Raw genomic sequence first — 23,579 nt, 5'->3', positions numbered from 1 at the left:
GTGGGGCCCAAGCTGGAGGCCGGGAAATGGACGCCAGACCGCAGCAATACTGGGTGGAACGGTCCGCAAGTTGGGGCAGGCAGAAAAGGACTGTTCCGGCCACTTAACAATCAAGCCATCGTACCGTAGTGATGCATCACACACCGATAACCATTAACCGCTGTTCCCTACAGGAAATCCCATCATGTCATCACCCGTTAAACATCAATCCAACCCCCGCCCGCTGACCCTGCGCCAGCATCTGGACGCGTATCTGGATAACCTGCTGTTGCAGGGGGCGAGTCAAAAGAGCCAGTCCGCCCGTCATGAACGGCTGTCACCGTTCGTCAACTGGTGTGAGGAACAGGGCGTAATATCTGCGGCTCAGGTCACCGAACCGTTACTGGAAAACTGGCAGCAGCATCTGGCCCGGTACCGCAAAGCCAACGGTCAGCCCTACCCGCCGGACAGTCAGCGCCGACGCCTGCGCGCCTTACGCCTGTGGTTCGACTGGTTGCAGCAACAGCACGCTATCCCAACCAGCCCGGCGGCAACACTGGCCTCGCCAGACAGAAAAAAACGTCCCTCGGTGACGGAGACCCACGGTCAACCCGACGCCATACCGGCCCGCTTCGCCACCTTACGCCAGCATCTGGCCGCCTGGCTGGACGCCGTGCAGGGACAGGGGTTAAGCGAACGGACTCAGGAGTCCTATGAAGAACGGCTGTTGCCGTTCATCAACTGGTGCGAAGCGCGTGGGGTGATGACCGCACCGCAGGTCAGCCTGCCATTGCTGGAAAGTTACCAGCGCTGGCTGAGGAGCCACCGTAAAGCGGACGGCCAGCCCTACACCCCGGGCAGTCAGCGGGACCGCCTGAGTGTCTTACGCCAGTGGTTCCGCTGGCTGCTGCAACGTCACCATATCCTGTATAACCCGGTGGACAGTCTGGTGTTGCCGAAGGAAGAAAAACGGCTGCCGGCACAGGTAATGAATGAAGACGAAACCCACACGGTATTAGCCGCAACGGATATCAACACCCCAACCGGGCTGAGAAACCGGGCTATCCTTGAAGTACTGTGGAGTACCGGTATCCGGCGGATGGAAGTAGCCAACCTGCTGTTAAGCGAGGTGGACTTCGGGCGCGGGGTGGTGCTGGTCAGACAGGGTAAAGGCGGTAAAGACCGGGTGGTGCCCATCGGCGAACAGGCGCTGCACTGGTTAAGTCGCTGGCTCAGCGTCCGGCCCGAGTTAACGCGGCGGGAGGACAGCGGTCACCTGTTTATCACCAGGAAAGGCCGGGGACTGGCCAGAGGCACGTTAACCTGGATAGCCGCCGACAGCATCCGTAAACAGGCGCAACTGGCTAAACCGGGGGCCTGTCATCTGTTCCGCCACTCAATGGCAACCCAGATGCTGGAGAACGGCGCGGACACCCGGCATATCCAGGCGATACTGGGGCATGAGAAGCTGGAAACCACCCAAATCTATACCCGGGTGGCTATCGGTCACTTAAAGGAAGTGCATGAGCAGACCCACCCGGCAGAACGGCAGTCAAAGCAGGCCACGCTGCCAGACGACAAGCAGGCGAATAGCGACCAGCCGGACAGCCCGAAGCCGGTCTGAACGCGCTGCGTTGCCGGACCGTCTTTAAGGTTAGCCGGTTCCCGGTGAGCGCGTGGGGTGCAGTGAAAGGCAGACTGCGCGCCTCCCTGCGCACAGACTGCCTGCCCACCTTCGGAGTGCCGGCGGTAAATGGTGGCCGCCCGGCCCTCAACTCAAGTGTTCTCTGTCAACACAGTTGCCGGTCAACCCCCATTCAACATAATGTGGCATTAAGCGAAATGGGCCTGAACGGCCCACAACGCTTAATGGTACATTATGTCGGCGCCGCCCACCCAAGGGCGCTGCGCGGTTACCTCAGCCCCGGTGCGCGGCTGGCCGCCGGGTGGGGCCTCTCAGCCCCAAAGGCGCGCAAGGCGGACGCCTTCCGCTGTCAGCCGCAGTGCAAAATCCCACCGCCGCAGTCGCCGCCCTCCCTGGCGGCTCCGGTGTTAACATCTGCCTTAAGCCGTTGCCGGTCAGGCCGTCAAGGTCAACGGCCCTGAAGGCAGGCCAGCAAGCTGGCCGCGGTTTATTGCCCCCACCCAACCCTGCTGCACTGGCTGCGTCCGGCTCGCAGTCGCAAGCTCCTTGCTCGTTCCCGTACTCGCCATCTCCGCCCCGTCCGCCCCCGCGGGCGGGGGCTCCCCGCTGAACCCCGTCGATAAGCGGGCTTCGCCAGCCCGCACCCGGCCAACCCGCGTCAGCGGCGCAGACAAGCTGCACCGCCGCCACGGGTTCCTGATAAAACCCGGTTCTGGCAGGCAAAGCGGGCCGAAACCCGGCGCTGACGTCGGGGAAAAAATGCGCTAACATCGGGAAAGTGCCCGTCGGGGCGAGTTGATATGTTCTTTAACAGGGTGGGAAAAGCCGGCGAAGAAAAAGGCGGCTAAATCAGGGGGAAAGGTCCGCTCAGCCGTATGATGGCGTCGGGATAGTCCCTAAGATCCAACGGGCCTCTGGGGTGGTGAGAATACCTATCGCTATGTGCAAAATCCCACGAAATTTATTGACCCTCTAGGGCTTGCTGGTGAAAATGTATTTATTCACTATACAAATAAAGCGGGTTTTGACGGCATTATGAAGAGCGGTGTTCTTCATCCAAACGTCAGTGGAAAAGTTTATATAACGGATGTACTAATGTCTCCAAAAGATGTAATGAGAGATTTATTGATAAACAACCCCAATCATATAGGACGAGGAGACTATGCGATTATTTTCAAAATAGATCCAGGGGAAAGAGGAAATATCCGCTCACCTTCTAGATTAGAATATACTCATGAAGGAAAGTTGAAATTGAATAATATTCTGTATGCCGGTAAAAACCCATATGCCATATTAGAACATCTTGATTATGATACGAGACTCAAACTCACTGATAATCAAGTTAAAATCAGAAAGTGCGGAGGAAAATAATGAAGCACGAATCTATTCAATTAGCAAGGGAAGAGGTGAATGCAATAATCAAGCTGATCCTTTACATAAAGTTTGAATGTGAAGATCCTGGAACATTGATATATTCAAGTAGTCCTTTGATAAATTCAGCATTGGAAAAAATGTTGAATATGTATGGTTATAAGGATGATTGGGATAAAGTTTTTTCAAAATTTCTAGAAGCAGATAAGAATTTTGTAATCAAAAGAGTCGAATATTTAGAAAAACATGAAAATAGTCCTCTTGATGAGGGAATTAAGCAGCAAATCTTATCAAATCATGCGTATCCATATAAGTGGTAGTTAATAATTAACAAAGCCGGAAAGATCCCCGTGATCTTTCGGCTTTGTTATTTTTATGCTTAAATAAATATTTTACAGGGTCGGTCTTATATATTAAATATATAAATTAAAATCACAAAAATATAAAATAAATAAGAAGGTAAACAAAGGAATAATATAGAAAAATATAAGATTAATAGTAAATATATACATAATATATATTTTTACTATTTTATTCTGTTTTCTCTCTAAAACAGCAAAAAGCCGGAATCGCTTCCGGCTGGTTTCTTTCTTACCGTGGCGAATACCCGTGATACGCCAGTGCCGACTGGAGCCGCCCTATCGCAGCCTTGATAACCCAGGCTTCCGTGTCATCAATCGCACAGGCCCGTATCTCAGACCAGCTCAGCCGCTTAACCAGTTGGGCTAAGGCCAGCGCTTCAAGGTGAGTTAACTGAATGTCCTGTAAAGTAAGAGTCCGGTGAACTCATCTTGCCGAACAAAAGTAAGGAATATTATCGTCATGCCGAACGTATTTTCCCTCCTGAACAGAAGTTCATTTTAATTAACCTTTATTTAAATCTAAGTTTTCGGTTTTGTCATAAATACTTAATACATCTTTCCACTTTATCCTGAACTGATTTCTTTTCTTAACTTTAGACACCCCTTCCTGATAGTAAACGTCCGGTCATCTCACCTTGTTCTTCCTCTCCGGCCCATGCACGCTACTGCTTCCTTATCTTCACCTGGAGACTGACACCATGAGCCGTAGCCGATATACCCCGGAACAAAAACAGCAACATGTGACCCAATGGCGCCACAGTGACCTGACCCGAAAACAGTATTGCGAACAGCATCAGCTGAGTTTTTCCGCTTTTCGCGACTGGATTGCCGACAGTCACAAAATACGCCAACCTCTCAGCCAGACACTGCCCGCCCTCTTGCCAGTTTCACTCCAGCCTGACGACGCGCGCACCGTTACCCTGTATACCCCAGACGGCTATGCCATCGCCTGTCCATTGACGCTGTTGCCTGACGTGATGCGGGTACTGGCCCGATGCTGAAACCGCAACAGCTCTTTCTGGTGCGAGAGCCCGTCGACATGCGCCGGGGCATTGATGCCCTGACCCGGCACCTGGAGGGACTGAATTTGCGCTGGCAGGACGAGGCCGCTTTTGTTTTCTGCAACAAGGCCCGCTCCCGTCTCAAGGTGTTGCGCTGGGACCGACACGGCGTCTGGCTGTGTACCCGCCGTCTGCACCGGGCCCATTTTGTCTGGCCGAAGCAGGGCGAGCGCAGCTGGGTGATGACGCCCGCCCAGTTTGACTGGCTCATCCGCGGCATTCACTGGCAACAAGTCGAGGGAGATGACCTGTCCGGCTGGCGAAGCTAATTCCGCTACCCCGGTCACACTTTTACCGGATAACGACGGGGAATTATCCGGTACACTGTCGGCATGACGCTCAATGACTTAATCGCGCTGGATGACCCCGGCCAGTTCCGCCTGCGGGCACTGGCGCTGCTTCAGCAACAAGGTGATTATATTCGCCAGCTGGAAGAGGCCCTGAAACAGGCGCAACGCTGGCGTTTTGGCGCGCACAGCGAAACCCTGCCTGCCGGTCCCAAACGCTGTCAGTTTGAGGAAGATGCCGATACCGATATCGCGGTGCTGGAAACCCGGCTGTCACGCCTGCATATCAAGGAAAACGCGCCCCCGGCCCAGCCTAAACGTCAGCCTTTGCCGGCGACATTACCCCGTGAAGATATCCGGCTGGTGCCGGAGACGGAGAGCTGCCCGGATTGCGGTCATGCCCTGCGCTTTTTGCGTGATGAAATCAGTGAGCGACTGGAATACTGTCCGGCCACGTTTATCGTCCGGCGTTATGTCTGTCCGCAGTACAGCTGTGCGGCCTGCCAGCGAATTCATGCTAAAGCCCAGCCCGCCCATCTTATTGAAAAGGGCCTTCCGGAGCCGGGGTTGCTGGCTCAGGTGGTGGTCGCTAAATATCGTGACCACCTGCCGCTCTACCGTCAGCAGCAAATCTATGCCCGCAGCGGTGTAACCCTGGCCCGCAGCACCCTGTCGGACTGGGTGGGGCAGGTGGCTGTGGCGTTGCAACCGCTGGCCGATGCCCTGAAGCAGACGCTGCTGACGTCCCCGGTGCTGCATGCCGATGAGACCCCGTTGCCGATACTGGCCCCGGGAAAAGGCCAGACCCGGCGAGCTTACCTGTGGACGTCTGTCACCGGCCCCGATACCTCGCCGGCAGTGGTGTACTATGAGCTGCATCCCGGCCGCAGCGGCCGTTATGCCCAGAGCCTGCTGAAAGACTGGTCGGGCGGCACGTTGGTGACGGATGACTATGCCGGTTACAACGCGCTGCATGCCCGGGCGGATATCACCGAAGCGGGTTGCTGGGCTCACGCCCGCCGCAAATTCTTTGACCAATACAAAGCGAGCCAAAGTCCGGTGGCGAAACAGGCGCTGGATGGCATTCGTGACCTGTACAAGCTGGAGCGAAAAATCAAACACCGGCTGCCGGATAAACGGCGTCAGTGGCGACAGCGTTATGCCCGGCCGTGGCTGAATGAGTTCCGGTCCTGGTTGCAGACGACTCAGGCCCAAACGGCACCCAACTCCGGGTTACGCAAAGCGATAGATTACACGCTGAAGCGCTGGCCGGCGCTGGTGTGTTATCTGGATGACGGGCGGGTGCCGATAGACAACAACCGGGCGGAGAATGCGGTCCGGGGTGTGGCGCTCGGCCGAAAGAACTGGCTTTTTGCGGGTTCACTGGCCGCGGGGCAACGGGCGGCCATGATAATGAGCCTGCTGGAAACGGCCAAAGCCAACGGACATGAGCCCTGGGTCTGGTTACGTGATGTCCTCAGTCGGCTGCCTGTCTGGCCGAACAGTCGGTTGAATGAGCTGCTGCCCTGGCCTGAGAATCCCTTCCGTTAACATCCCATTTTGTTGTTATCTGACAACGCAAGGTGAGTTCACCGGAACATTACCGAATACCAGCATGGCCAGCTGAAAATCATCCGCCATCTGGTGTTTGACGGCTGGGCACTGATGGCCCAGCAGACGCAGCAGTTTACCCTCAATCTGGACAACCGGGTGGACCTGGTGGTGGGGGCGATTGAAACCCAGTATGCGGTGAGCGCCCCGACCGGTGAGCCGCTGGCGCTGTTTGACCCGGCAGGCAAGCGGGTGTGGCGGCAGCCGAAACAGTCGCTGTACGGGCTGCGTCTGGCGGAGCAGGATGAGAACCCGCAGCTGGATCCGGGCCTCCGGTTTGCCGGGCAACTTTTTGATGAAGAAAGTGGTTTATGTTATAACCGGTTCCGTTATTATTTGCCGGAAGCGGCGTATTATCTCAGTCCCGATCCAACCGGCCTCTGGGGTGGTGAGAATACCTATAGCTATGTGCAAAATCCGACCGGATGGGTTGATCCGTTCGGCCTAGCACAATGTCCAACAGTTAAAGTTGATAAAAATGGGCGGTTACGCTCAGCAAGAACAACTGTAACCCCAAATGTTCTAGGAACAGGCTCAGTTACGAATGCATCATCTCGTAAATATGCAAGATCGCTAGGTAATAACGATGATGATGCAGGGCATATATTAGGCTGCGTCCCTTAATTATTTAACCGCCTGTAAAAGAGTCGAATACAGCCTAATTTCACCATGGACAAATAGTGTCGGGCGGTTTTTTCGTAACGGGTTGCAATACGCCGATTTCCTTTCAGAAAACCGAAACAGCGTTCGACAACATTGCGGTTACGATAAGCCGGTTCATCAAATTGCGTACGACCATCAGAACAGCCTTTTTCATTGATTTTATAAGGAATTACGCTCTTGATCTTCAATTTACGCAGATAACCGCGAAGCTTTCTACTCGAGTCCCCTTTGTCTGCCAGCACCGCTTTGCCGCGCCGTTTCAGGAAACCATTTTTGCGTTGTATACCAATGCCGTCGAGCAAAGGGATGGCGGATTGACTTTCATGAGCTTGCCCAGCGGTCAACATCAGGTTGAGGGGAAAACCCTTTCCGTCGGTTGCCAGGTGGATTTTGGTGCCATAACCACCGCGTGAGCGACCCAGCGCATGATCGTCAGTGATATCGGGATGTTTTTTTTCGCGCCTGCCGCATCTTTACTCGCGCGAATATTGCTGCCATCCAGGCAAATTTCAGCCCAGTCAATCGAGCCTTTTTCATCCAGAATGGACAGTAACCGATTAAATATCTTGTTGATAATGCCCGATTTTGACCAGCGATTAAATCGGTTATAGACCGTTTTCCAAGAACCATAGCGTTCAGGTAAATCACGCCACGGTGCCCCAGAGCACAAGACCCAGAACATTCCATTCATCACACGGCGGTGTTCAACATGTGGACGTCCTGCCCGCTCTGAATGGACCGGAGGTAAACAAGGTTCTATCACTACCCATGCGTCATCAGGAATGTCGTAACGTGCCATCATCTTTTTCCCATATTGAAAACAGTTTAGATGATAGTACTATCAATTTACATTAAGGGACACAGCCTAACATGAATACACATGAATTCTCACGAGTTGTTAATTATGTAAAAAGCATCAAACCAAATTGGTTTTTATCAGGAGATGAATATTTGGCAAGTAAGGAGGATATAGAACAAGTAGAGTTGCTTGTAGGAGGAACTTTACCAGATGAATATGTTTATTTTTCAAAGAATTATAATACCGGGTATTTTGCATTCGTGAATATTTACTCTCTTAATCCTAATAGTGAGTGGTATTTACCTGTTAAGAATAAAGAATATGAAATGGTCTCAATGCCACAAGGTTTTATTGCTTTTAGTGATGATGAAACTGGTGGTTATTACGGTTTTTTAAAAGAGAAGACTCAATATAAAAATGAAGTATATTTTTTTGATTCATCAGGGGATGGAAGCATTGAATCAATAAAAGAGGATTTTTTTGAATTTGTTGTTAGCAGAGGTTTCCAACCAGAACATTTTGATTTAGATGTTTTAACTCAATAATGATTCGAATCAAAACCGGAAGATCCTTCGAGATCTTCCGGTCTTCTTATGATCTATCTTGGTGAATACCCACGGTAAGCCAATGCCGACTGTAAGAGTCCGGTCATGAGTGGAGTCGAAGGTAGAATAAGAAAAGCCTTAGAACAAGGAGAAGTTGTTGAAATGAGTTCTATTCCTATTTATAAGGGACCATCCAGAATACCAGCAGGTATTACAATGAAAGCCGAAGGTTCAGGGGGCTTCTTTGAATATGTCACCGTTCTTAACCCTCCAGGAATATAAATAATGAGTATAGAGAGCTTAAAGAATCTATTGCCCTTACCTGTTCATCCTAATGAAAATGGTGAAGGTAAAACGTGGCCGTTAATAGATGAACAGTATTCTTTTCCTAAGGACTATATTGATTTTATAACCCAATATGAAACAGGTAGGATTGCTGATTTTATCACTATATTTAACCCATTTAGCGAAGATGATGATTTAAATTTTTTTAGGAAAAAAGAATGGATTATTGAAGATTTTCAGTCCCTTGTTGAATCTGATCCAGATTATTATCCGTTTATTCTTTATCCTGATATTAATGGATTGCTTCCTATGGGAGTTACAGATAACGGCGATTATATATTTTGGGTTGTATCGTCAGATAATAGTGACTTATGGAATGTCGCTATTATTGCGGCAAGGGCTCCAGAAGTTGAATATAGGCAAGAAAATTTCATTGATTTTTTAGAAGGTGTTTTATCAAGAAACGTCAAATGCATGTCATTCCCTGATGGTTTTCCTTCTAAAAATATAGAATTTAGTAGCATTTAAAAATAAGCCGGAAAGATCTTTCGAGATCTTCCGGCCTTCTGATGATCTACCGTGGCGCATACCCACGGTAAGCCAACGCGGACTTGTAGTGGTATAAGGATCTCGGACACTTCAAAAGCCTGCTCATGTTATTAACATGACAATGAGGTGTAACGATGAAATTGAAACCCACCAAACGCCACTATTCCGCTGAATTTAAGCTGGAAGCGGTTCAACAGGTTGTTCTCCATCAGCAGCGGGTTGTTAAGGTCGCTCGTTCACTGGGGATTGATGCCAGCACTCTGGGAAAATGGGTTCGCCAATACCAGGCTGAAATGCAGGGAATTACGCCTGTTGACAAGGCACTGACGCCCGAACAACGCCAGATACAGGCATTAGAGAAACAGGTGAAACGCCTTGAAATGGAAAAAAAATCCTAAAGCAGGCGGCCGTGCTGATGAGCGAGATGCGCCGTGGCGCTATGAGTTGATCACACGGCTGAGCACCCGATGGCCGGTTACGGAATTATGTCAGAGTCTTCAGGTGTCACGCAGTGCCTATTATGACTGGCGACAACGGCCTGTTGACACGGAACGTGTGCTGTTGCGCATCCGGGTTCGTGAACTGTATAACCAAAGTCGGGGGGCGACAGGCAGCCGCACATTGAGCCATCTGCTGACAAATGAAGGGAGACCGGTTGGACGTTGGCTGGCCCGGCGTCTGATGCAGGAATGTGGGTTACAAAGCCGCCAGCCGGGGGCACATCGCTATCGCCCGGCAGGGAAAGAAGCTCCGGCCTCCCCCAATCGGTTAAAGCAACAGTTTTCGCCCAACGCGCCGAATACTCAGTGGTGCGGTGATATTACGTATATTCGAATTCGTGATGGCTGGTGCTATCTGGCGACCGTGATAGATTTATTTTCCCGCCGTGTTGTCGGCATGGCGATATCGGTTTCACCGGATGCCGAATTAGTGTGCAGGGCATTGAGCAATGCACTCGAAACCCGTCATATTAAGGGGGGCCTGATATTCCATTCAGAGCAAGGAAGCCAATACAGCAGCAATAAGTTCCGTCGTTTATTGTGGCGAAACAAAATTATCCAGAGCATGAGCCGACGCGGCAATTGTTTAGATAACTCCCCAATGGAAAGGGTCTTTCGCAGTCTGAAGAGTGAATGGGTCACTCCGGAAGGCTATCTGGATATCCATGATGCAATACGGGATATCACTCAATATTTGGGCGGTTATTACAATCACCCTCGCCCACATAGTTTTAACGGAGGCATTTCACCGACTGAATACGAAAAACAGTGGGAAGAGGCTAAAAATGTGTCCAGTATTTCTTGACCGCTACACTTAAAAGACGGCACGGTTAACCCGCTCACCGGAGAAGGCGCTAAACCGCAATTAGCCATTGATACCAAAGTATTAGGCGGCATGTATGCCAATAAAATCCGGCTTGTCGCCACTGAGGATGGCGTTGGGGTTAATTTGAAAGAGATGGTTAGCGACCAGCGTGAGATTACTTTAAACGTTAATGGCAAAATTGAATTAGGCAATGCCAAGGCTAAAACCGACTTCAATATTATCGGCAAAGAAACTGATATTGCCCCGAATATTACCGTGCAAGCAGAGCGGGATATTACCCTGGCAAACACCACGCTGGAGAATAAAGGCAGCGTAACCGCCGGCCGGGATATGCGGGTATTCGGTGACACCGTGCGGAATACCGGTGATAAAGCTTTACTGCAAGCCAGCGATAATCTGTGGATACAGAAAGATGCGCAGGGGAATAAAGGTCAATTAGTTGAGAACAGATCGGCGACGATAAAAACTGTAAAGGGCGATTTGGTTGTCAGGACTCATGAGCTGAATAATGCCCGCAGTCTCTATTTTTTTGAAAAAAGAGAAGTCGCTCCTAACCCGGCAGATAAAAATTTCAACATCCTCGAAGCACAACATAAACATGGACATAATTTAAAAAGTATGCAACCCAGTGTCCTCACATCGGGTGGAAATATTTATATTAACAGTGAGATATTATCAAATCAGGAATTGAGCAAAATTGAAGCTGAAAAAGATATTTTCCTGACGGGGAAAAAACTTTTAAATACAAGCAGAATATTGGAAGAGGCATCAGGGTATTTTAATCTGTTTGAATACTTCCCTCAGGACACTTATGTCTCTATCACCGATTCACTGAATACCCCTTCCGGTATTTATAAACTCTCGTCTAATAAGCTCCTGGAAAAAATCAACACATATCACCCATGGGATGATAAAAGTTATCATATTTTACCGCCGGGTGAAGTAAAATACGATATAAAAAAAGACAACCTTATTCTTGAACGGGCAAGTATCATCGCAAAAGGTAATCTTATCGCTGACTTTAGCGACAGCATTAATATTGATACTGACTACCCACGTAAATCGCCGCCCAGTTCAGATTTCTATTATGAGCTTCCCGCCAATAGTGAAAAACTGCCGGAAATACTGTCGGCTAAAAGTATCTTATTACACAGTGGAGAAATCACCCTCAAAGATAAAATCAACGCGGCTAATGATTTAAACATCATTTCTGAAAACGATATTACCCTTAAAAATTCAATACTTTCGACAGCCAATAATTTATCTATGGCTGCCGTCAATAATATCAATATCTGGCAAAGTGATATAAAAGGAAAGGATATCACCGCTATTAGCCGTCATGGAGATATTCTATTTCATAATGGTGATCAATTCGGTTATCTTTGGCGCCAACACAGTACCCATGATCATCCTGTATCCAATAAACTGGATGCTGTTAATAATTTAACTATCCACTCGGGTAAAAATCTCCTGTTACAAAACGTCTATTTACAACCGAGTAAAAATATCGCTCTGATAGCAAGTAATAATGTGACCGTAGAAAACCATGCGGACACCTATAATTTTGCAAAATTAAAGACAGCAAACAGGCATAACGCACCCATATCAGGGGTGTTAAATGCCCTTGAATCACTGACAATCCATGCTGGAAATACTATTTCCGCTAAAGGCTCAGATATCTCTTCGGGGAAAGATATTTATTTAAGCGCAGCAAAAGATATTGATTTGAGCTCCGCATAATTAACCTGTCAAGATCATATCCTGCCGCTAGACTCAACAGAACTCAGCAGCAAAATCACCGCAAAGAATAATATCAGTATAATGAGTGGCGGGGATATTAATGGGAAAGCGGTTCAGATACAGGCTAACGGTAATACATTACTATCCGCCGGAAGAAATATCACATTACCTTCCCTGGCTTATGCTGTAATTAACCCGGCTAATGATAACAACAAAGATGACCGACATATTATTGCTCAAATCCGGAGTGATAAAAAACTGACGATAGCAGCAAATGGGACTCTCACCACCGTGGGCGCTCAATTGACTTCTGATGGTGATGTCACCCTCTCCTCCGGCGGCAATATGCGTTTTGAACCGGTTCAGAACCACACCTACCGGGAAGGTCACAGGGAATTCACCGAATCCGTGACTCAGCAGGGCACTGAACTGACCAGTGGCGGCATACTCACGGTTATCTCAACCGGCAGTATTCTTTTCCAGTCCACCAAACTGGCTGCTAAAGGGGCGATGGATATCGCGGCACAAGGCGGTTATCTGTACGCTCAGGCGATGGAAGAATCCAGTCACTATGAGAAAACAGAAACTACACGCAGGTGGTATGGCAAAAAGAAAACCACCACACGCACCCGTCATGATGTCACGAACAAAGTGACTGAATTTACCGCCGGCGGTGATATTAACCTGTTAAGCCAGGATGACAGCACCTATGAAGCCAGTAAAATTTCCACCCATCAAAATGCCAAACTGACCAGTACTCGCGGTCAGGTTAATTTTAAAGCGGTAAAAAACAGCACCTTTGCGCAAACGATTACCCATTCCAAAGGGTTCTACATCAGGCAAACAGATAAAGGTTACACCGAAAATAGATGGGTGCTTCCCGCTATTCATCTCGGTGGAAAACTCACCGTAGAAGCAGCCAACGGGATCAACGCGGATATTAAAGCCAAAAACGGTCAGTCGTTACAAAATGTTGTCTCCGTCTTTGGCAATACCCCGGAAACCGCCTGGCTGAAAGGGCTCAATGAACGTCAGGATGTGCAATGGAACTTAGTCAAAGACGCGTATGACCGCTGGGATTATAAGAGCCAACATTTGAATCCGGTGGCTTCAGCGGTGATAGCGATTGCGGTGGCTGCTGTGACAGCAGGCGCAGGCATAACGGCTTCGGTGGCCGGGTCAGCCGCAGGCACGGCAGGTTCAGCGGGGGCGACCGCCAGCACCGCCGCTACCGTGAGTTCAATGGCTTACGGCGCGACGGCTTCCGGCATGGCGGCGCTGGCCTCTCAGGCGGCGGTCGCCCTGATTGATAATCAGGGTGACTTATCCAAAACCTTAAAGGCGATGGGCAGCAGCGACACGGTTAAATCCACTTTCACGTCCATGGCAATGGGCGGCGCACTGGCGGGCTTTGACACGGTGATGGGATGGGATAATGCGACAAAAGCCACCTTACCCCAACTGAGCAATCATGACTGGAGCAAAGTGGCTCAACGGGTCGCAGGCCAGTCCATTATCGGTGCCAGTCTGGGAACAACGATTAATGGCGGCAGCTTTAAAGACAATTTCACCACGGCTTTGCTGTCTAATATTGGTAGTCAGATTAATGCGGAAGGGGCCAATTTAATTGGGAAAAACGGCCAAATATTAGGTTTACCCGCCAAGGCGATCAGCCATGCTGCTGTATCTGCTCTGGCGGCCGAGATAGGTGGCGGTAATGCAAAAGGAGCTGCGGTGGGTGCATTGGCAGCGGAACTGGCAGCGATAACACTGGATAAAACTTTCAGCGACCCAATGAGCATTCAGGCTGGCGGTAAAATTATCGGCGGCGTTGCCGGGGCAATCGCAACCAATAGCACAGAAGGCGCTAACAGCGGTGCTAATGCTGGGGAAATCGTGATCCTCTTCAATCACCTGCATTCCATGAATGTTTACAATCTAACCAGAGAACTTCAAGAGGCCAATAAGCAAGGCACCGCTACCGAAGCCATCTGGAATAAATACGGAGAACTGAGCGCCGCGCAACGGGCAGAAATGTTGTCTGACTGTGCCGGGAGCGGTGGGTTATGCACACTGACCTACCAAGCCGAAATGGAAGGTGGGATAAAAACAGCCGATGCCATTAGTGGCCTGAGATGGATGTTTGGCTTGTCGGAAGAAGGTACCCATCGTCTCAACCAGTTTGTGACCACCGAAAACCAAAACGATTTAGGGCTGTTATATAACTCACTGCCTGCCTGGGAAAAAGGTGCATTAATAGCCAAAGAAGCGGTAGAATCTGCCGGTATTGGTGGTGCTATTGGTAGTCAGGTTTCAGTTGCTTCGATTGTTGGGAAACACCGAAGAAGCGCAATACCGGTACCGGAGCCAATAGTCGCTTCTAATGGGCTAACTTACAAATCAAATCCTAAACATACTCCCGGAGGTGATGGAAATCGCAAAAATGCAGGAATAGAACCTAGAGACTCTTTAATTCTTTTTGAAAACTCTATACCAAGCTCAAAAAACTATAACAATAAAGAGGTTCGGTTCTCAGTAGACAAGAACGGTAACGTTCACCGATTCGAAGGAACTAACGGAGAATATCATTGGAATGGCAGCTCCGGAGATATTAACAATTCCTTAACAAGCAAGCAGGTGCCAAGTGATATTCAGAAAAAACTAGGAGTGAAACTAAAGTGATTTATGGTGATCCATTTTACTTTTCTCTTCAATTTGACATTGTTGAGTCATGGAACTCTCCAGATAGCTTTTGGAAAAATGGAGTATTTTCTTTCTATTTAGAAGGAAATAAATTATTTGACCTTGTTGATGTTTTCGAATTAAGAACAACAATTGGCTTTTACTCAAATATGAAAATAGATGAGTTGGCATGTAATGATATTCCCTTCGATCCTATTACCTTATACAGAAATGCAGAAAGTTATTTTACAGGAGAAGGAGAAGATCTTATTGATAGCTTGTTTGATATGACTTGTACTGCAATGGGGGATAATGGCTATTATATTTACTTTATGAAAACAAGCCAAAATGATCGCCTAATTTGGAGTGTTGATGATGGGAATACAATAAAAGAGACTTTATTACCTGCCGGTACAGTTCATTCTGTAATTCAAAAAATGTCACAATGTCCGTTAACTAAAATATCGACTAGTGACCAGTAACATAGGTAAAGTTCTAATCCCAGTCAGCTACGGCTGGGATTATTTTAACTTCCTATCAATAAATAACTTTCCAAAATAGTGCTCCACTCCGTACAACGCTTTGTGTAGCAAGGGCTGTGCGCTATGCATAGCAGAGCGATAAGTTAATGCTGCCTATCAAGCATCAGACTTGCACTACTCGGACATTAATCAAATAGACCAACTGTATCGGTATTATGAAAAGCTATTTATTTAATTACCAATTAAACAACATTTAATCTTTTTTATCCATCAGACTGATACAGAGTTAGGATTAAAGATACCAACCTTATCAACCGAATAAAGGTACTGTTGGTAATATGAATGAATTTCTAAAACAACCGGATTTTGGGTACCAAATTAAAGAAAATACACAAAAAACCAGCAAAATATATGATGAACAGAGTGTTTACTCTGCAAAAGATGACATTGACGACTTTAACTATAAGTGCAACTTTTTAAAAGGATGTTAATTAAGTTTAATCGAAGTCCATTAACTATCACCATTAGCAGCGAGTTGAAAATAAACCAGCGAGAAAAAGAACATTATCTTAAAAACCTGATATAAATGTGATTTTTAGTCGTTTCTTTATAATAAATGGATAAAACGGTTAATCTGGCAGGATTTAAACGCTTAAAAAAGAGGTTGATTATCCGAAAAAACATAAAAGAGTATCTTTATACCATCAGACTATTTACAGGTTGATTTATGAAGATAAAATAAAGGATTATGATTTATAAAAACTGCTCATAACTGCCAGTAAAACAGTGTCAGCAAAGATAAAATCAAGTATAATCAACGTTGATTATACGTAAAATACAATATACCATAATGATTAAACTTAATAAAAAGCAAATGTAAAAGCAGTAAAAACAACGGCTAAAACCTTATTGCATCGATTAAAAAATGGACTTTAATAACAGTTTAAAACTTTTCAATTATAAAAATATCGGTAAAAAACAATTGGACTTATTAATGATTATATACCCAGTAAAAAAAGGGAAATAAGCATGTTAAATAGATTAATTAACCTGAGGTTTGCTTAAGAAGGGAACTTAGTGCCTGAGGCACGATCAAAGTTTTTGCTAGATAAAACAAAATTTAAACGAAGCTGAGGTTATATAGATCCGTTCACCCTCGCAGAAGAGGTCCTGTCACAAACAGGAAGTTACTCGACTGAAAGCCCGGTATATAAAGCTCAAAAGGAAGATGCTGTAAATCAAGGAAAAAAATTGATGCTAAAAGAGAAACAAGTAATGAATATTATCCGGTATTACTATGAGAATCATGATGAAGCAATGTTGTCGCAGGGGGAAGGGATTTCATCCGTTTTTCAGCAGCTATGTATCGTTAATCCAAAACGTTATCTTCCTAGCTACAACGCGTTAAAAGCAGCGGGAAAAATATAGAATCGAACGGTTCAAGAACCTATAAATCCCCAGTCGTGTTGGTGTATAAAGTCATCTTCGGCTTACAGTACAATATTGTTGCGTATTTTCATCAGACGTATGACACTCATGACAAAATAATGTCAATGTGATGCTATTTTTCTAAATCTTGCTTTTAACGTTCGTTATCTTCTGGAATAAGGCTTACATAGGTGGCTAATTGTCATTTACTGCGTGGTTGTAAGGTTCAGAATAGTGGTTTAATATGATACATAGTGACACATTATGACTGTTTGTGACTCACTATAATAAACTATTTGATAAGGTAGAACGTCATGAATCTATCACTAAGGAATTGTTTAGCAGTGGTTTTATTCGGAGGAGTGCTGTCAGTTCCTTCATTCTCTGCTGGTTATGTGGATTCGAGGGACGGTTGTAGTATGCTTAGCTTTAAAGTAGGTGAAACTATCTGTAGTCTGGATGATTTGAAAACTCAATATCAAGAAAGAAGAGAGATTGTTGATTCATTAGCTAATGAAATTAACCAATATTATTTAAATCTCCTAAGCCTTGATGAAAGTCAAATTCGTGGTATTTTGCTTCAAAACGATATAGAAATTAATAAGGCTTGCGAAACCACAATGAGAGGATTTGAGCAGGGGCTCAAAGCTATGTTGAAGCAAGATCGACCCGATGAAGAAAAACAAGAAATGAGGATGTATCTGATATCTATAGCAAAGGCCAGATTTGAGATAACTCGTCTTAATGATTTTTCTCGTCAATTATTTACTTTGCCTAAGATTTATAAAAGCGATATAAATAAAGCTGCTCTATCAGAATTGGCTGCCTATACAACCAAAAAGATTGAGTCTGGGAATTTTTCATTTACTGGGTGATAAATGGAACAAGTGGATGTATCAATAAATGAGTATACAAGGAAAGATTTTTTTGATGACGTCTTCCTAAAGCATCCAGATCTTGAACAGGCTATTCTGCAAGATTTTAAACACTATAAAGAAACCGGAGAAGTCCCTGATTATTTTGGTAGGGATGTTGCTTACACTCAGCCAGAAGCAGCATATAAATCATGTATGATGCATATTCATCTTTGCTTTCCGCCTGATTCATTCCCCACAAATAGGGTTCAGTATTATAGAACGTGTAAATCAAATAGCCCAGAAAATGATGCTTGTCTAGTATATGTTCAAGGTCTCTTGGAAGAAAACAAATATTCCTTATTGGCGATAATGCATCCTGATGCTCATGGAAAAGCTATAAATCCCAAGATAATGAGTTACCTGGCAAGAATAGCTCAGGATTTCAGAGATAATAACTAAACCCGTCCAGTACAGGTTTTTTCATATCTGGCCGCTTAATTGCGGTTTTTTTATTTCTATAGGGTTCGAAAATGCAAGCTCGTTCACTTCTGCTTGATACCGAGTCATGGGATTTAACGTTAGATGATTCTGGAAATATCGCCATTACTGATAATCCCTATTCTGTAGCGCAGGATGTCGCCTGTGCCTGTAGTACATATCTGGGTGAATGCTGGTATGACACAACATTGGGTATTCCTTATTACCAGCGAATTTTGGGACATTGGCCAGGAACTCAGCTAATCAACAGCAAAATGCAACAAGAAGCAATGAAGTTACCTTATGTTCAGTCTGCCACTTGTAAAGTTATAAATGGGAAGGAGAGAACTTCTGCGGGCATGATGGCAATAACGGACTCGAACAATCAATCAATGGTGGTAAATTTCTGATGACTAATTCTTTAGTGCTGACAACAAGTGTTCCAGGTATAACCTTTACAAAGACGAGTCTAACTGTGCCCGACGAGGTTGATATTTTAAATGGGCGGCTAAATGATTTGGCTACAGCAATGGGTGGTGCAATGAGTACGAGCTTAACAACACCGCAAGGTCAAATAGCCATGAGTGATGCGGCTATCATTGCTGACAAGAACGATCAGTTACTTGCTATCGTCAATCAAATTAACCCGGAATATGCAACCGGACGTTTTCAAGATGCTATTGGCGAATTTATTTTTTAGATCGAATTCCAGCATCGGGAACAACGGTAACGGCAACATGCACTGGGTTAATTAATACTGTTATTCCAATTGGTAGTATTGCTCAAGATAAAAAAGGGTATCTTTATCATTCAATAACAGAGGCTAAGATCCCTGACAGCGGCTCTGTTGATGTTGTTTTCCAAAACTCAACAACAGGGCTATTAGCGTGCCAAATTGATGACTTGAACACGATTTATAGCTCGGTGCCCGGCTGGTCTGGTATCAGTAATGCGAGTGCTGGCGTACTTGGCGCAGATGAGGAAACCCGCGCTAATTTTGAGTATCGTCGTAAACAATCTGTTGCTAAAAATGCGACAAACTCATTACATGCCATTTATGCGGCAGTATCAGAAGTAAATGGCGTGGCAGACGCATACGTTATTTCAAATGATACTTCGGTAGTAAAAACGGTTGGGGTATCAAAATACAGAATAGCGCCGAACTCTATTTATAGTGCTGTGTATGGGGGAAAAACTGAGGATGTTGTTAGAGCAATCTGGAAGAAAAAGCCGCCAGGTATTCCTACGAACGGAAATACAACTCACATAATTGTGGATGATGAAAACTATGTTCAGCCTTACCCCGAATATGAAATTAAATATGTGATACCAGCGCCTATTCGTGTCTATGTTGACGTCTCACTTGCTAATAGCGATTACCTTCCTGCTGATATAGAAACACAGGTTAAGTCAGCTATAGCGCAAGCATTTAACGGAGAAGATGGTGGAACCCGAGCAAGAATAGCATCTACATTATTTGCTGGTAGATATTATTCAGGCGTTTATAACATAGATACATCGAGTGTTGATATTTACAATATTACGCTCAGCCGTGATGGTATTACTTATTCAACATCAATTAGTTTTGGTATTGATGAAATCCCAAGGTTTGACGTTGATAATATACCCGCTTAACTTGAAGATGCAGGATTCAAAACCTGGAAGTTGTCATTAATACGGCACGACAGGCTCCCGGCAAGTTCCGGTAATATTTCCGTAAAAAAGCGATGTATTGCCTGCCTGAACAAGGCCGTCGAGGCGAAATAAGGGTTATTTCTGACCTGTTCATTCATCACCTTCCACAGCCTTTCTATCGGGTTCAGATCCGGGCTGTATGGCGGTAAGTAATGAAGGTCGATATTCATCACATAAGCCCAGTCTTTCACCAGCTTACTCCGGTGGTAACCGGCTCCGTCAAGGATAATATGAACCTTCTGACTGACCGGATAGGTTTCACGCAGGGCAATGAAGAACTCGGCGATGTGATAACTGTCGATACGGTCATACTCGCGTATCACCGTTTTACTGATATCGGCCAGATTCAGGGCGCCCATCAGGTTCAGACGAGTACGGCTTCCCGTGGTTTTCACCGCCGTTTTCTGGCCTTTGCGCATCCAGCCATAAGCCAGTTTCGTTCCCTGCGTGGGATGGACGCCATCAATGAACAGGATGGGCTCATGGTCTCCAGCTTCCTGCTTCAGTTTCCCGTAGGCTTCCATAAAGGCCCGTTGCTGTTCCGCGTTGAACTTGTGTGGCACGCCGGTCGGTTTTTTATAACTGAAGCCATTGTGGTGCAGCCATTTATTCATGCCGGGAATGGTGTAACGGATATCCCACTCTTCTTTGACAAGGCGGATAACAGCCTGTGTGGTGGGCAGAAGATTCGCGGTCAGATAAGCCGATAAATGCCTGAGTCTGGGTTTCGCTGAGAGGGCTCTGAGAGCCGCCATTTTTGGGCTTGAGTTTGCGGTGATTAAGGTAATCGCTGATATGACGATTAACGGTCGTTTCATGAAGACGCAGGGCCTGAGCGATCATCACTGAACTCCAGCCTTCAGAGGCCAGCAGAACCGCTTTGATGCGATCACACTCCCTCTTATCACGGCAGGTGTGATGGAGGTGTTCAAGCTCGGCTTTTTGTTCATCGGTAATGAATATTTTCATGACTGATACCCTGAGTCTCATTTGGGGGAAAATCAAGCAGTTTCAATGAGCACGGGTATATATTATTGAAATATATTTTCATTTGGAAATATAATTAATAATGAAATCATTTAGTTAAATAAGCAAGTGGTTATATGAAAATAATAAAAAACAATGTCATGTTAAAACATGGGGTTTGTCAACAGTTTGAAAGCCCGTGAAACGGGCTTTCAAATTTCAGAGAAAACTACTGATATTTTTCCGGTGACACAAAACCTACGCAGATCAGTATTGGTTGCGTTTCAGGTTCAGGCTGGAAAAGAAACTCCTCAGTACTCTTTATTTTCAGCTTCGGCCAGTCTTGCAGAACATGGTGAAAATCTTCCTGCTCACAGGTTTTTCCCTTTCCGCCGATCAAAATAGCGCCGTCGCGTACAATATCGCTTGCTTTGACATGGCGGTTATAGATATTGGGTGCTTGTCCTTCCTGCGTCCAGGGTTGGATCGTTTCTGGTTGACTTGGCGCGTAGAAAGTTAGCCAATGATGCAAGTATTCGCCACCGACATAATGAAGTGGTGTTGAATAGAGTTGATGCCAGCGTTGCTCCAGTTGCCAGGAAAAATCTTTGATACCTTCAAATTCATGGCCGGCACCACGGACATTGGCAATCATAACCGACATATATCCCGTCAAGATCAATACCGCGACGACAATCAACCCTCGCAGGGTGCTGAGTAATGATTTTTGTGGAAAACGGGTAATGGAACTGACCAACAGCGCTGATGAAACAGACATAAAGGGTTGTAACCATTCAGTCATTCTTCCGCCTTCATTGAATGAGAACCAGCAATAGATAATCAGTAACGGTAACAGAATAACCATGTTTGCCAGTCGGGCCAGTTGCTCTTTTGGCCAGCCAATACGGCCCCCAAGAGTGTAGATAATGATGCCAACAATAATCAGTGGATAAAACACGGATAATAACGATCTGGTAGTGTGCAGATTAAAACCGCGATCAATCTGTGAATCTACCCATTTGAAAGCAGCAAAATCATTGTTCCACAGCCACCAAACGTTAGGCAGTACCAGCATAAACCAGATAACCAGGGCGATATAAAGAGCCGGTTGGCGGTAACACTGACGAACTCTGGGTACAAACAGAGTCAGTAGAAAAACTGAGCCGACCAATGCCAGAGAGGAATATTTCCCCATCGTTGCCAGCCCGGAACTGAGTGCAAATGCTATCCACCAGTATGGGTTGTCATACACTGCCCGCAGAAAGAACAGCATCGTCCACGGCCATAGCATAATCAGTAGATAATTATCGTTGTAAGGGATAATATCAAAGTTGATAATACCAGATAGGTTCAATGTTAGCATGGCGAGCCATGCCAGCTCTTTTTTCCCTGTCAGTCGGAACGCCAGATGCCATACACCCAGCATACCAATAGCGATAGCGACAAAGTGTATGAAGTACCAGTAAAAACTTAATGAAATACCGCTTATATGGATAGCAGGCAGCATCATTGCGCCTACCAGCCACGGATTTTTAGGTGAGCCCCATTCTCCGTTTTTACCCCAGTTCAATGCTTCGACGGCATCATAGGGGACAGTTGGGTCAAATGAATAACTCACGATAATCCATAACAAAGCATAACCAATTACCCATAAATAGACGGGTTTGTAGGAAGAAGTATCAGAAAAAAGCATATCAATTCATCACTTATTGAAAGCCAAGATTAATAGAATATTCGTTGATGGTTAAACCAATCATGAATAATAAAGGACTTTAGCTAGATTTTTAGGTTTTTAACAACATTGCGGCATTCTTCCCCCTAAATTCTCATTGAAAGTGAAGCGAACTTTTAGGATTAGGGGAGAATGGATAGCCAACAGCCCAGTGGTCTGGCTATTAGCTGTGGCTAATAAAGGTCATAAGAAGCTCCCACTTGAGTCACTGGTGACTTAGTGGTGGGAGCAAGTCACAGAGAAAGAATTATCTGTGGCGCTTTTCTATACGTGAGGTTTCTGCTAGATTCCGCCGCAGCAATACCCTGATAAACCAAACTGAGTAACGGGCTATGAACCAGTTAAAGAAAAAAGCACCGGCAAAAGCATCTGCTGGTAAACAGAAAAGAAAAAACCGCGAAGAATTGAATGCGGAAGGGCGTGAGCGTAAGCGCCAGAAAAAGCACAGTGGTAATCCGGCAGGTAGCCGTCATAAGGAACAAAACAGCGACAAACATCAAGCAGGCAGGAAGCCGCATGATCCACGTCTTGGCAGTAAAGTGCTTGTTCCACTGATTGTCGGAGAGACACCGATGAAACCCGTGGCAGCCAAAGCTAAAGCTGAGACAAAGCCACGCCTGTCGCCACAGGAAGAGCTGGCAATGTTGGAAAACGATGATCGTTTGGATGCATTGTTGGAGCGACTGGAAAATGGCGAAAAACTGTCTGAAGAAGATAATGTCTATGTTGACACCACACTGGATCGCATTGATGTCCTGATGGAAGAACTGGGGATTGAGCTAGGTGAGGAAGAAGACGAAGAAGAGAAGCCAGATGACATTATGCAACTGCTGAAAGGCAATTAATTTAATCCTCCATGATCAAAGGCGGATTAATCCTGATAACCACACTGTTAGTATGTTATCTGCTGTGGTTATTGGGTAAACTATGGCGATTGTCGCGGCGTAAAATCCGGCTGCGCAGAGTCACCACGGCGCAACACATCAAACACTGGCAAGCGTTGCGTTTTGGTAGACCGGAACATCGGAAGGAATGAG

23 protein-coding genes and 2 pseudogenes are annotated in these 23,579 nt (G+C 46.1%); 21 read left to right on the top strand and 4 right to left on the bottom strand.

Translation table 11 applies throughout. The features are described 5' to 3' along the window. Positions 1-568 precede the first annotated feature (568 nt). The 3 genes from xerC (at position 569) to ACUN2T_RS01770 (ending at position 3,315) form a co-directional block, all read left to right on the top strand. Entirely contained in the window at positions 569-1,603 is a 1,035-nt protein-coding gene (gene xerC, locus ACUN2T_RS01780; protein ID WP_445497781.1) for a site-specific tyrosine recombinase XerC, read from the top strand. A 963-nt stretch (positions 1,604-2,566) separates the two neighbouring features. Continuing rightward, positions 2,567-2,995, top strand: coding sequence for a hypothetical protein (locus tag ACUN2T_RS01775; protein WP_445495976.1), 429 nt, complete (start codon positions 2,567-2,569; stop codon positions 2,993-2,995). Then, positions 2,995-3,315 (top strand): hypothetical protein, encoded by a 321-nt coding sequence (locus tag ACUN2T_RS01770; protein ID WP_011144744.1) that lies wholly within the window; start codon positions 2,995-2,997, stop codon positions 3,313-3,315. The genes ACUN2T_RS01775 and ACUN2T_RS01770 overlap by 1 nt, the downstream gene beginning before the upstream one ends. Positions 3,316-3,586: 271 nt before the next feature. Here ACUN2T_RS01770 and ACUN2T_RS01765 read toward each other — a convergent pair whose 3' ends face one another. Beyond that, positions 3,587-3,703, bottom strand: coding sequence for a DUF7706 family protein (locus ACUN2T_RS01765; protein ID WP_445497780.1), 117 nt, complete (start codon positions 3,701-3,703; stop codon positions 3,587-3,589). 352 nt (positions 3,704-4,055) lie between these two features. On the opposite strand from ACUN2T_RS01765, the gene tnpA reads away from it, so the two are divergent. The 4 genes from tnpA to ACUN2T_RS01745 all read left to right on the top strand — a co-directional run bounded on the left by tnpA (position 4,056) and on the right by ACUN2T_RS01745 (position 6,940). Continuing rightward, entirely contained in the window at positions 4,056-4,358 is a 303-nt protein-coding gene (gene tnpA / locus ACUN2T_RS01760; RefSeq protein WP_445495975.1) for an IS66 family insertion sequence element accessory protein TnpA, read from the top strand. Beyond that, positions 4,352-4,687 carry an IS66 family insertion sequence element accessory protein TnpB gene (gene tnpB / locus ACUN2T_RS01755; RefSeq protein ID WP_214089177.1) on the top strand — a complete coding sequence of 112 codons (336 nt, stop codon included), beginning with the start codon at positions 4,352-4,354 and terminating at the stop codon, positions 4,685-4,687. The genes tnpA and tnpB overlap by 7 nt, the downstream gene beginning before the upstream one ends. A gap of 63 nt (positions 4,688-4,750) precedes the next feature. Further along, complete coding sequence (gene tnpC / locus ACUN2T_RS01750) at positions 4,751-6,256, top strand: IS66 family transposase (protein ID WP_445495974.1); 1,506 nt, start codon at positions 4,751-4,753, stop codon at positions 6,254-6,256. Between the two features lie 114 nt (positions 6,257-6,370). Further along, entirely contained in the window at positions 6,371-6,940 is a 570-nt protein-coding gene (locus ACUN2T_RS01745) for an RHS repeat-associated core domain-containing protein (protein ID WP_445495973.1), read from the top strand. On the opposite strand, the gene ACUN2T_RS01740 is transcribed toward ACUN2T_RS01745, so the two are convergent. After that, positions 6,937-7,778 (bottom strand): IS5 family transposase gene (locus ACUN2T_RS01740; RefSeq protein WP_445497779.1). Its coding sequence is split into 2 segments (ribosomal slippage): positions 6,937-7,436 and positions 7,436-7,778, totalling 843 coding nucleotides; the frame shifts between segments, so codons are not numbered across the junction. The genes ACUN2T_RS01745 and ACUN2T_RS01740 overlap by 4 nt on opposite strands. Before the next feature lie 71 nt (positions 7,779-7,849). Between ACUN2T_RS01740 and ACUN2T_RS01735 the strand changes: the two genes are divergently transcribed. From ACUN2T_RS01735 to ACUN2T_RS01680, 12 genes and pseudogenes are all read left to right on the top strand, one after another. Beyond that, positions 7,850-8,323: an SMI1/KNR4 family protein gene (locus tag ACUN2T_RS01735; RefSeq protein ID WP_445495972.1), complete on the top strand. Its 474-nt coding sequence runs from the start codon at positions 7,850-7,852 to the stop codon at positions 8,321-8,323. Positions 8,324-8,428: 105 nt separating this feature from the next. After that, the gene (locus tag ACUN2T_RS01730; RefSeq protein ID WP_445495971.1) at positions 8,429-8,605 is read left to right on the top strand and encodes a hypothetical protein; all 177 of its coding nucleotides are present in this window, start codon (positions 8,429-8,431) and stop codon (positions 8,603-8,605) included. Positions 8,606-8,608: 3 nt separating this feature from the next. Then, the gene (locus ACUN2T_RS01725) at positions 8,609-9,136 is read left to right on the top strand and encodes an SMI1/KNR4 family protein (RefSeq protein ID WP_445495970.1); all 528 of its coding nucleotides are present in this window, start codon (positions 8,609-8,611) and stop codon (positions 9,134-9,136) included. A 155-nt stretch (positions 9,137-9,291) separates the two neighbouring features. Continuing rightward, a protein-coding gene (locus tag ACUN2T_RS01720) for an IS3 family transposase (RefSeq protein WP_445495969.1) occupies positions 9,292-10,462 on the top strand; the annotation gives its coding sequence in 2 pieces (ribosomal slippage) (positions 9,292-9,554 and positions 9,553-10,462; 1,173 coding nt in all). A 3-nt stretch (positions 10,463-10,465) separates the two neighbouring features. After that, positions 10,466-14,905, top strand: a pseudogene (locus ACUN2T_RS01715) (DUF637 domain-containing protein); the annotation flags it as partial. Next, positions 14,902-15,387 (top strand): immunity 42 family protein, encoded by a 486-nt coding sequence (locus tag ACUN2T_RS01710; protein ID WP_445495968.1) that lies wholly within the window; start codon positions 14,902-14,904, stop codon positions 15,385-15,387. The pseudogene ACUN2T_RS01715 and the gene ACUN2T_RS01710, both read left to right, overlap by 4 nt. A 1,254-nt stretch (positions 15,388-16,641) precedes the next feature. After that, complete coding sequence (locus ACUN2T_RS01705; RefSeq protein WP_445495967.1) at positions 16,642-16,815, top strand: hypothetical protein; 174 nt, start codon at positions 16,642-16,644, stop codon at positions 16,813-16,815. Positions 16,816-17,129: 314 nt separating this feature from the next. Continuing rightward, on the top strand, positions 17,130-17,690 hold the full coding sequence (locus ACUN2T_RS01700) for a hypothetical protein (RefSeq protein WP_445495966.1): 561 nt from the start codon (positions 17,130-17,132) through the stop codon (positions 17,688-17,690). A gap of 3 nt (positions 17,691-17,693) precedes the next feature. After that, positions 17,694-18,131 carry a type II toxin-antitoxin system YafO family toxin gene (locus tag ACUN2T_RS01695; protein WP_445495965.1) on the top strand — a complete coding sequence of 146 codons (438 nt, stop codon included), beginning with the start codon at positions 17,694-17,696 and terminating at the stop codon, positions 18,129-18,131. A 71-nt stretch (positions 18,132-18,202) separates the two neighbouring features. Continuing rightward, complete coding sequence (locus tag ACUN2T_RS01690) at positions 18,203-18,559, top strand: hypothetical protein (RefSeq protein ID WP_445495964.1); 357 nt, start codon at positions 18,203-18,205, stop codon at positions 18,557-18,559. After that, a complete protein-coding gene (locus ACUN2T_RS01685; RefSeq protein ID WP_445495963.1) occupies positions 18,559-18,849 on the top strand; it encodes a hypothetical protein in 291 nt (96 codons plus the stop codon). Before ACUN2T_RS01690 ends, ACUN2T_RS01685 begins: the two co-directional genes overlap by 1 nt. Then, positions 18,801-19,784, top strand: coding sequence for a baseplate J/gp47 family protein (locus ACUN2T_RS01680; protein WP_445497778.1), 984 nt, complete (start codon positions 18,801-18,803; stop codon positions 19,782-19,784). The genes ACUN2T_RS01685 and ACUN2T_RS01680 overlap by 49 nt, the downstream gene beginning before the upstream one ends. Here ACUN2T_RS01680 and ACUN2T_RS01675 read toward each other — a convergent pair. Further along, a pseudogene (locus ACUN2T_RS01675) lies at positions 19,781-20,813 on the bottom strand (IS630 family transposase). The gene ACUN2T_RS01680 and the pseudogene ACUN2T_RS01675 sit on opposite strands and share 4 nt — an antisense overlap. Before the next feature lie 226 nt (positions 20,814-21,039). After that, positions 21,040-22,503: an ArnT family glycosyltransferase gene (locus ACUN2T_RS01670; RefSeq protein WP_445495962.1), complete on the bottom strand. Its 1,464-nt coding sequence runs from the start codon at positions 22,501-22,503 to the stop codon at positions 21,040-21,042. A 371-nt stretch (positions 22,504-22,874) separates the two neighbouring features. On the opposite strand from ACUN2T_RS01670, the gene yihI reads away from it, so the two are divergent. After that, positions 22,875-23,387: a Der GTPase-activating protein YihI gene (yihI, locus tag ACUN2T_RS01665; RefSeq protein WP_445495961.1), complete on the top strand. Its 513-nt coding sequence runs from the start codon at positions 22,875-22,877 to the stop codon at positions 23,385-23,387. Between the two features lie 11 nt (positions 23,388-23,398). Continuing rightward, positions 23,399-23,578 (top strand): high mobility group protein Z, encoded by a 180-nt coding sequence (locus tag ACUN2T_RS01660; protein WP_445495960.1) that lies wholly within the window; start codon positions 23,399-23,401, stop codon positions 23,576-23,578. The last annotated feature ends 1 nt before the right edge of the window (position 23,579 follow it).

This window comes from Photorhabdus machadonis (assembly GCF_052657765.1).
The sequence above is the reverse complement of the archived record's forward strand: the minus strand, read 5'-3'. Positions and strand labels throughout refer to the sequence as shown.

Bases quoted from the DNA above. Each gene is read 5' to 3' on its own strand.
- ACUN2T_RS01770 (WP_011144744.1), top strand. From the start codon at position 2,995: ATGAAGCACGAATCTATTCAATTAGCAAGGGAAGAGGTGAATGCAATA.
- tnpA (WP_445495975.1), top strand. From the start codon at position 4,056: ATGAGCCGTAGCCGATATACCCCGGAACAAAAACAGCAACATGTGACC.
- tnpB (WP_214089177.1), top strand. From the start codon at position 4,352: ATGCTGAAACCGCAACAGCTCTTTCTGGTGCGAGAGCCCGTCGACATG.
- tnpC (WP_445495974.1), top strand. From the start codon at position 4,751: ATGACGCTCAATGACTTAATCGCGCTGGATGACCCCGGCCAGTTCCGC.
- ACUN2T_RS01745 (WP_445495973.1), top strand. From the start codon at position 6,371: ATGGCCCAGCAGACGCAGCAGTTTACCCTCAATCTGGACAACCGGGTG.
- ACUN2T_RS01735 (WP_445495972.1), top strand. From the start codon at position 7,850: ATGAATACACATGAATTCTCACGAGTTGTTAATTATGTAAAAAGCATC.
- ACUN2T_RS01730 (WP_445495971.1), top strand. From the start codon at position 8,429: ATGAGTGGAGTCGAAGGTAGAATAAGAAAAGCCTTAGAACAAGGAGAA.
- ACUN2T_RS01725 (WP_445495970.1), top strand. From the start codon at position 8,609: ATGAGTATAGAGAGCTTAAAGAATCTATTGCCCTTACCTGTTCATCCT.
- ACUN2T_RS01705 (WP_445495967.1), top strand. From the start codon at position 16,642: ATGCTAAAAGAGAAACAAGTAATGAATATTATCCGGTATTACTATGAG.
- ACUN2T_RS01700 (WP_445495966.1), top strand. From the start codon at position 17,130: ATGAATCTATCACTAAGGAATTGTTTAGCAGTGGTTTTATTCGGAGGA.
- ACUN2T_RS01695 (WP_445495965.1), top strand. From the start codon at position 17,694: ATGGAACAAGTGGATGTATCAATAAATGAGTATACAAGGAAAGATTTT.
- ACUN2T_RS01690 (WP_445495964.1), top strand. From the start codon at position 18,203: ATGCAAGCTCGTTCACTTCTGCTTGATACCGAGTCATGGGATTTAACG.
- ACUN2T_RS01685 (WP_445495963.1), top strand. From the start codon at position 18,559: ATGACTAATTCTTTAGTGCTGACAACAAGTGTTCCAGGTATAACCTTT.
- ACUN2T_RS01670 (WP_445495962.1), bottom strand. From the start codon at position 22,503: ATGCTTTTTTCTGATACTTCTTCCTACAAACCCGTCTATTTATGGGTA.
- yihI (WP_445495961.1), top strand. From the start codon at position 22,875: ATGAACCAGTTAAAGAAAAAAGCACCGGCAAAAGCATCTGCTGGTAAA.
- ACUN2T_RS01660 (WP_445495960.1), top strand. From the start codon at position 23,399: ATGATCAAAGGCGGATTAATCCTGATAACCACACTGTTAGTATGTTAT.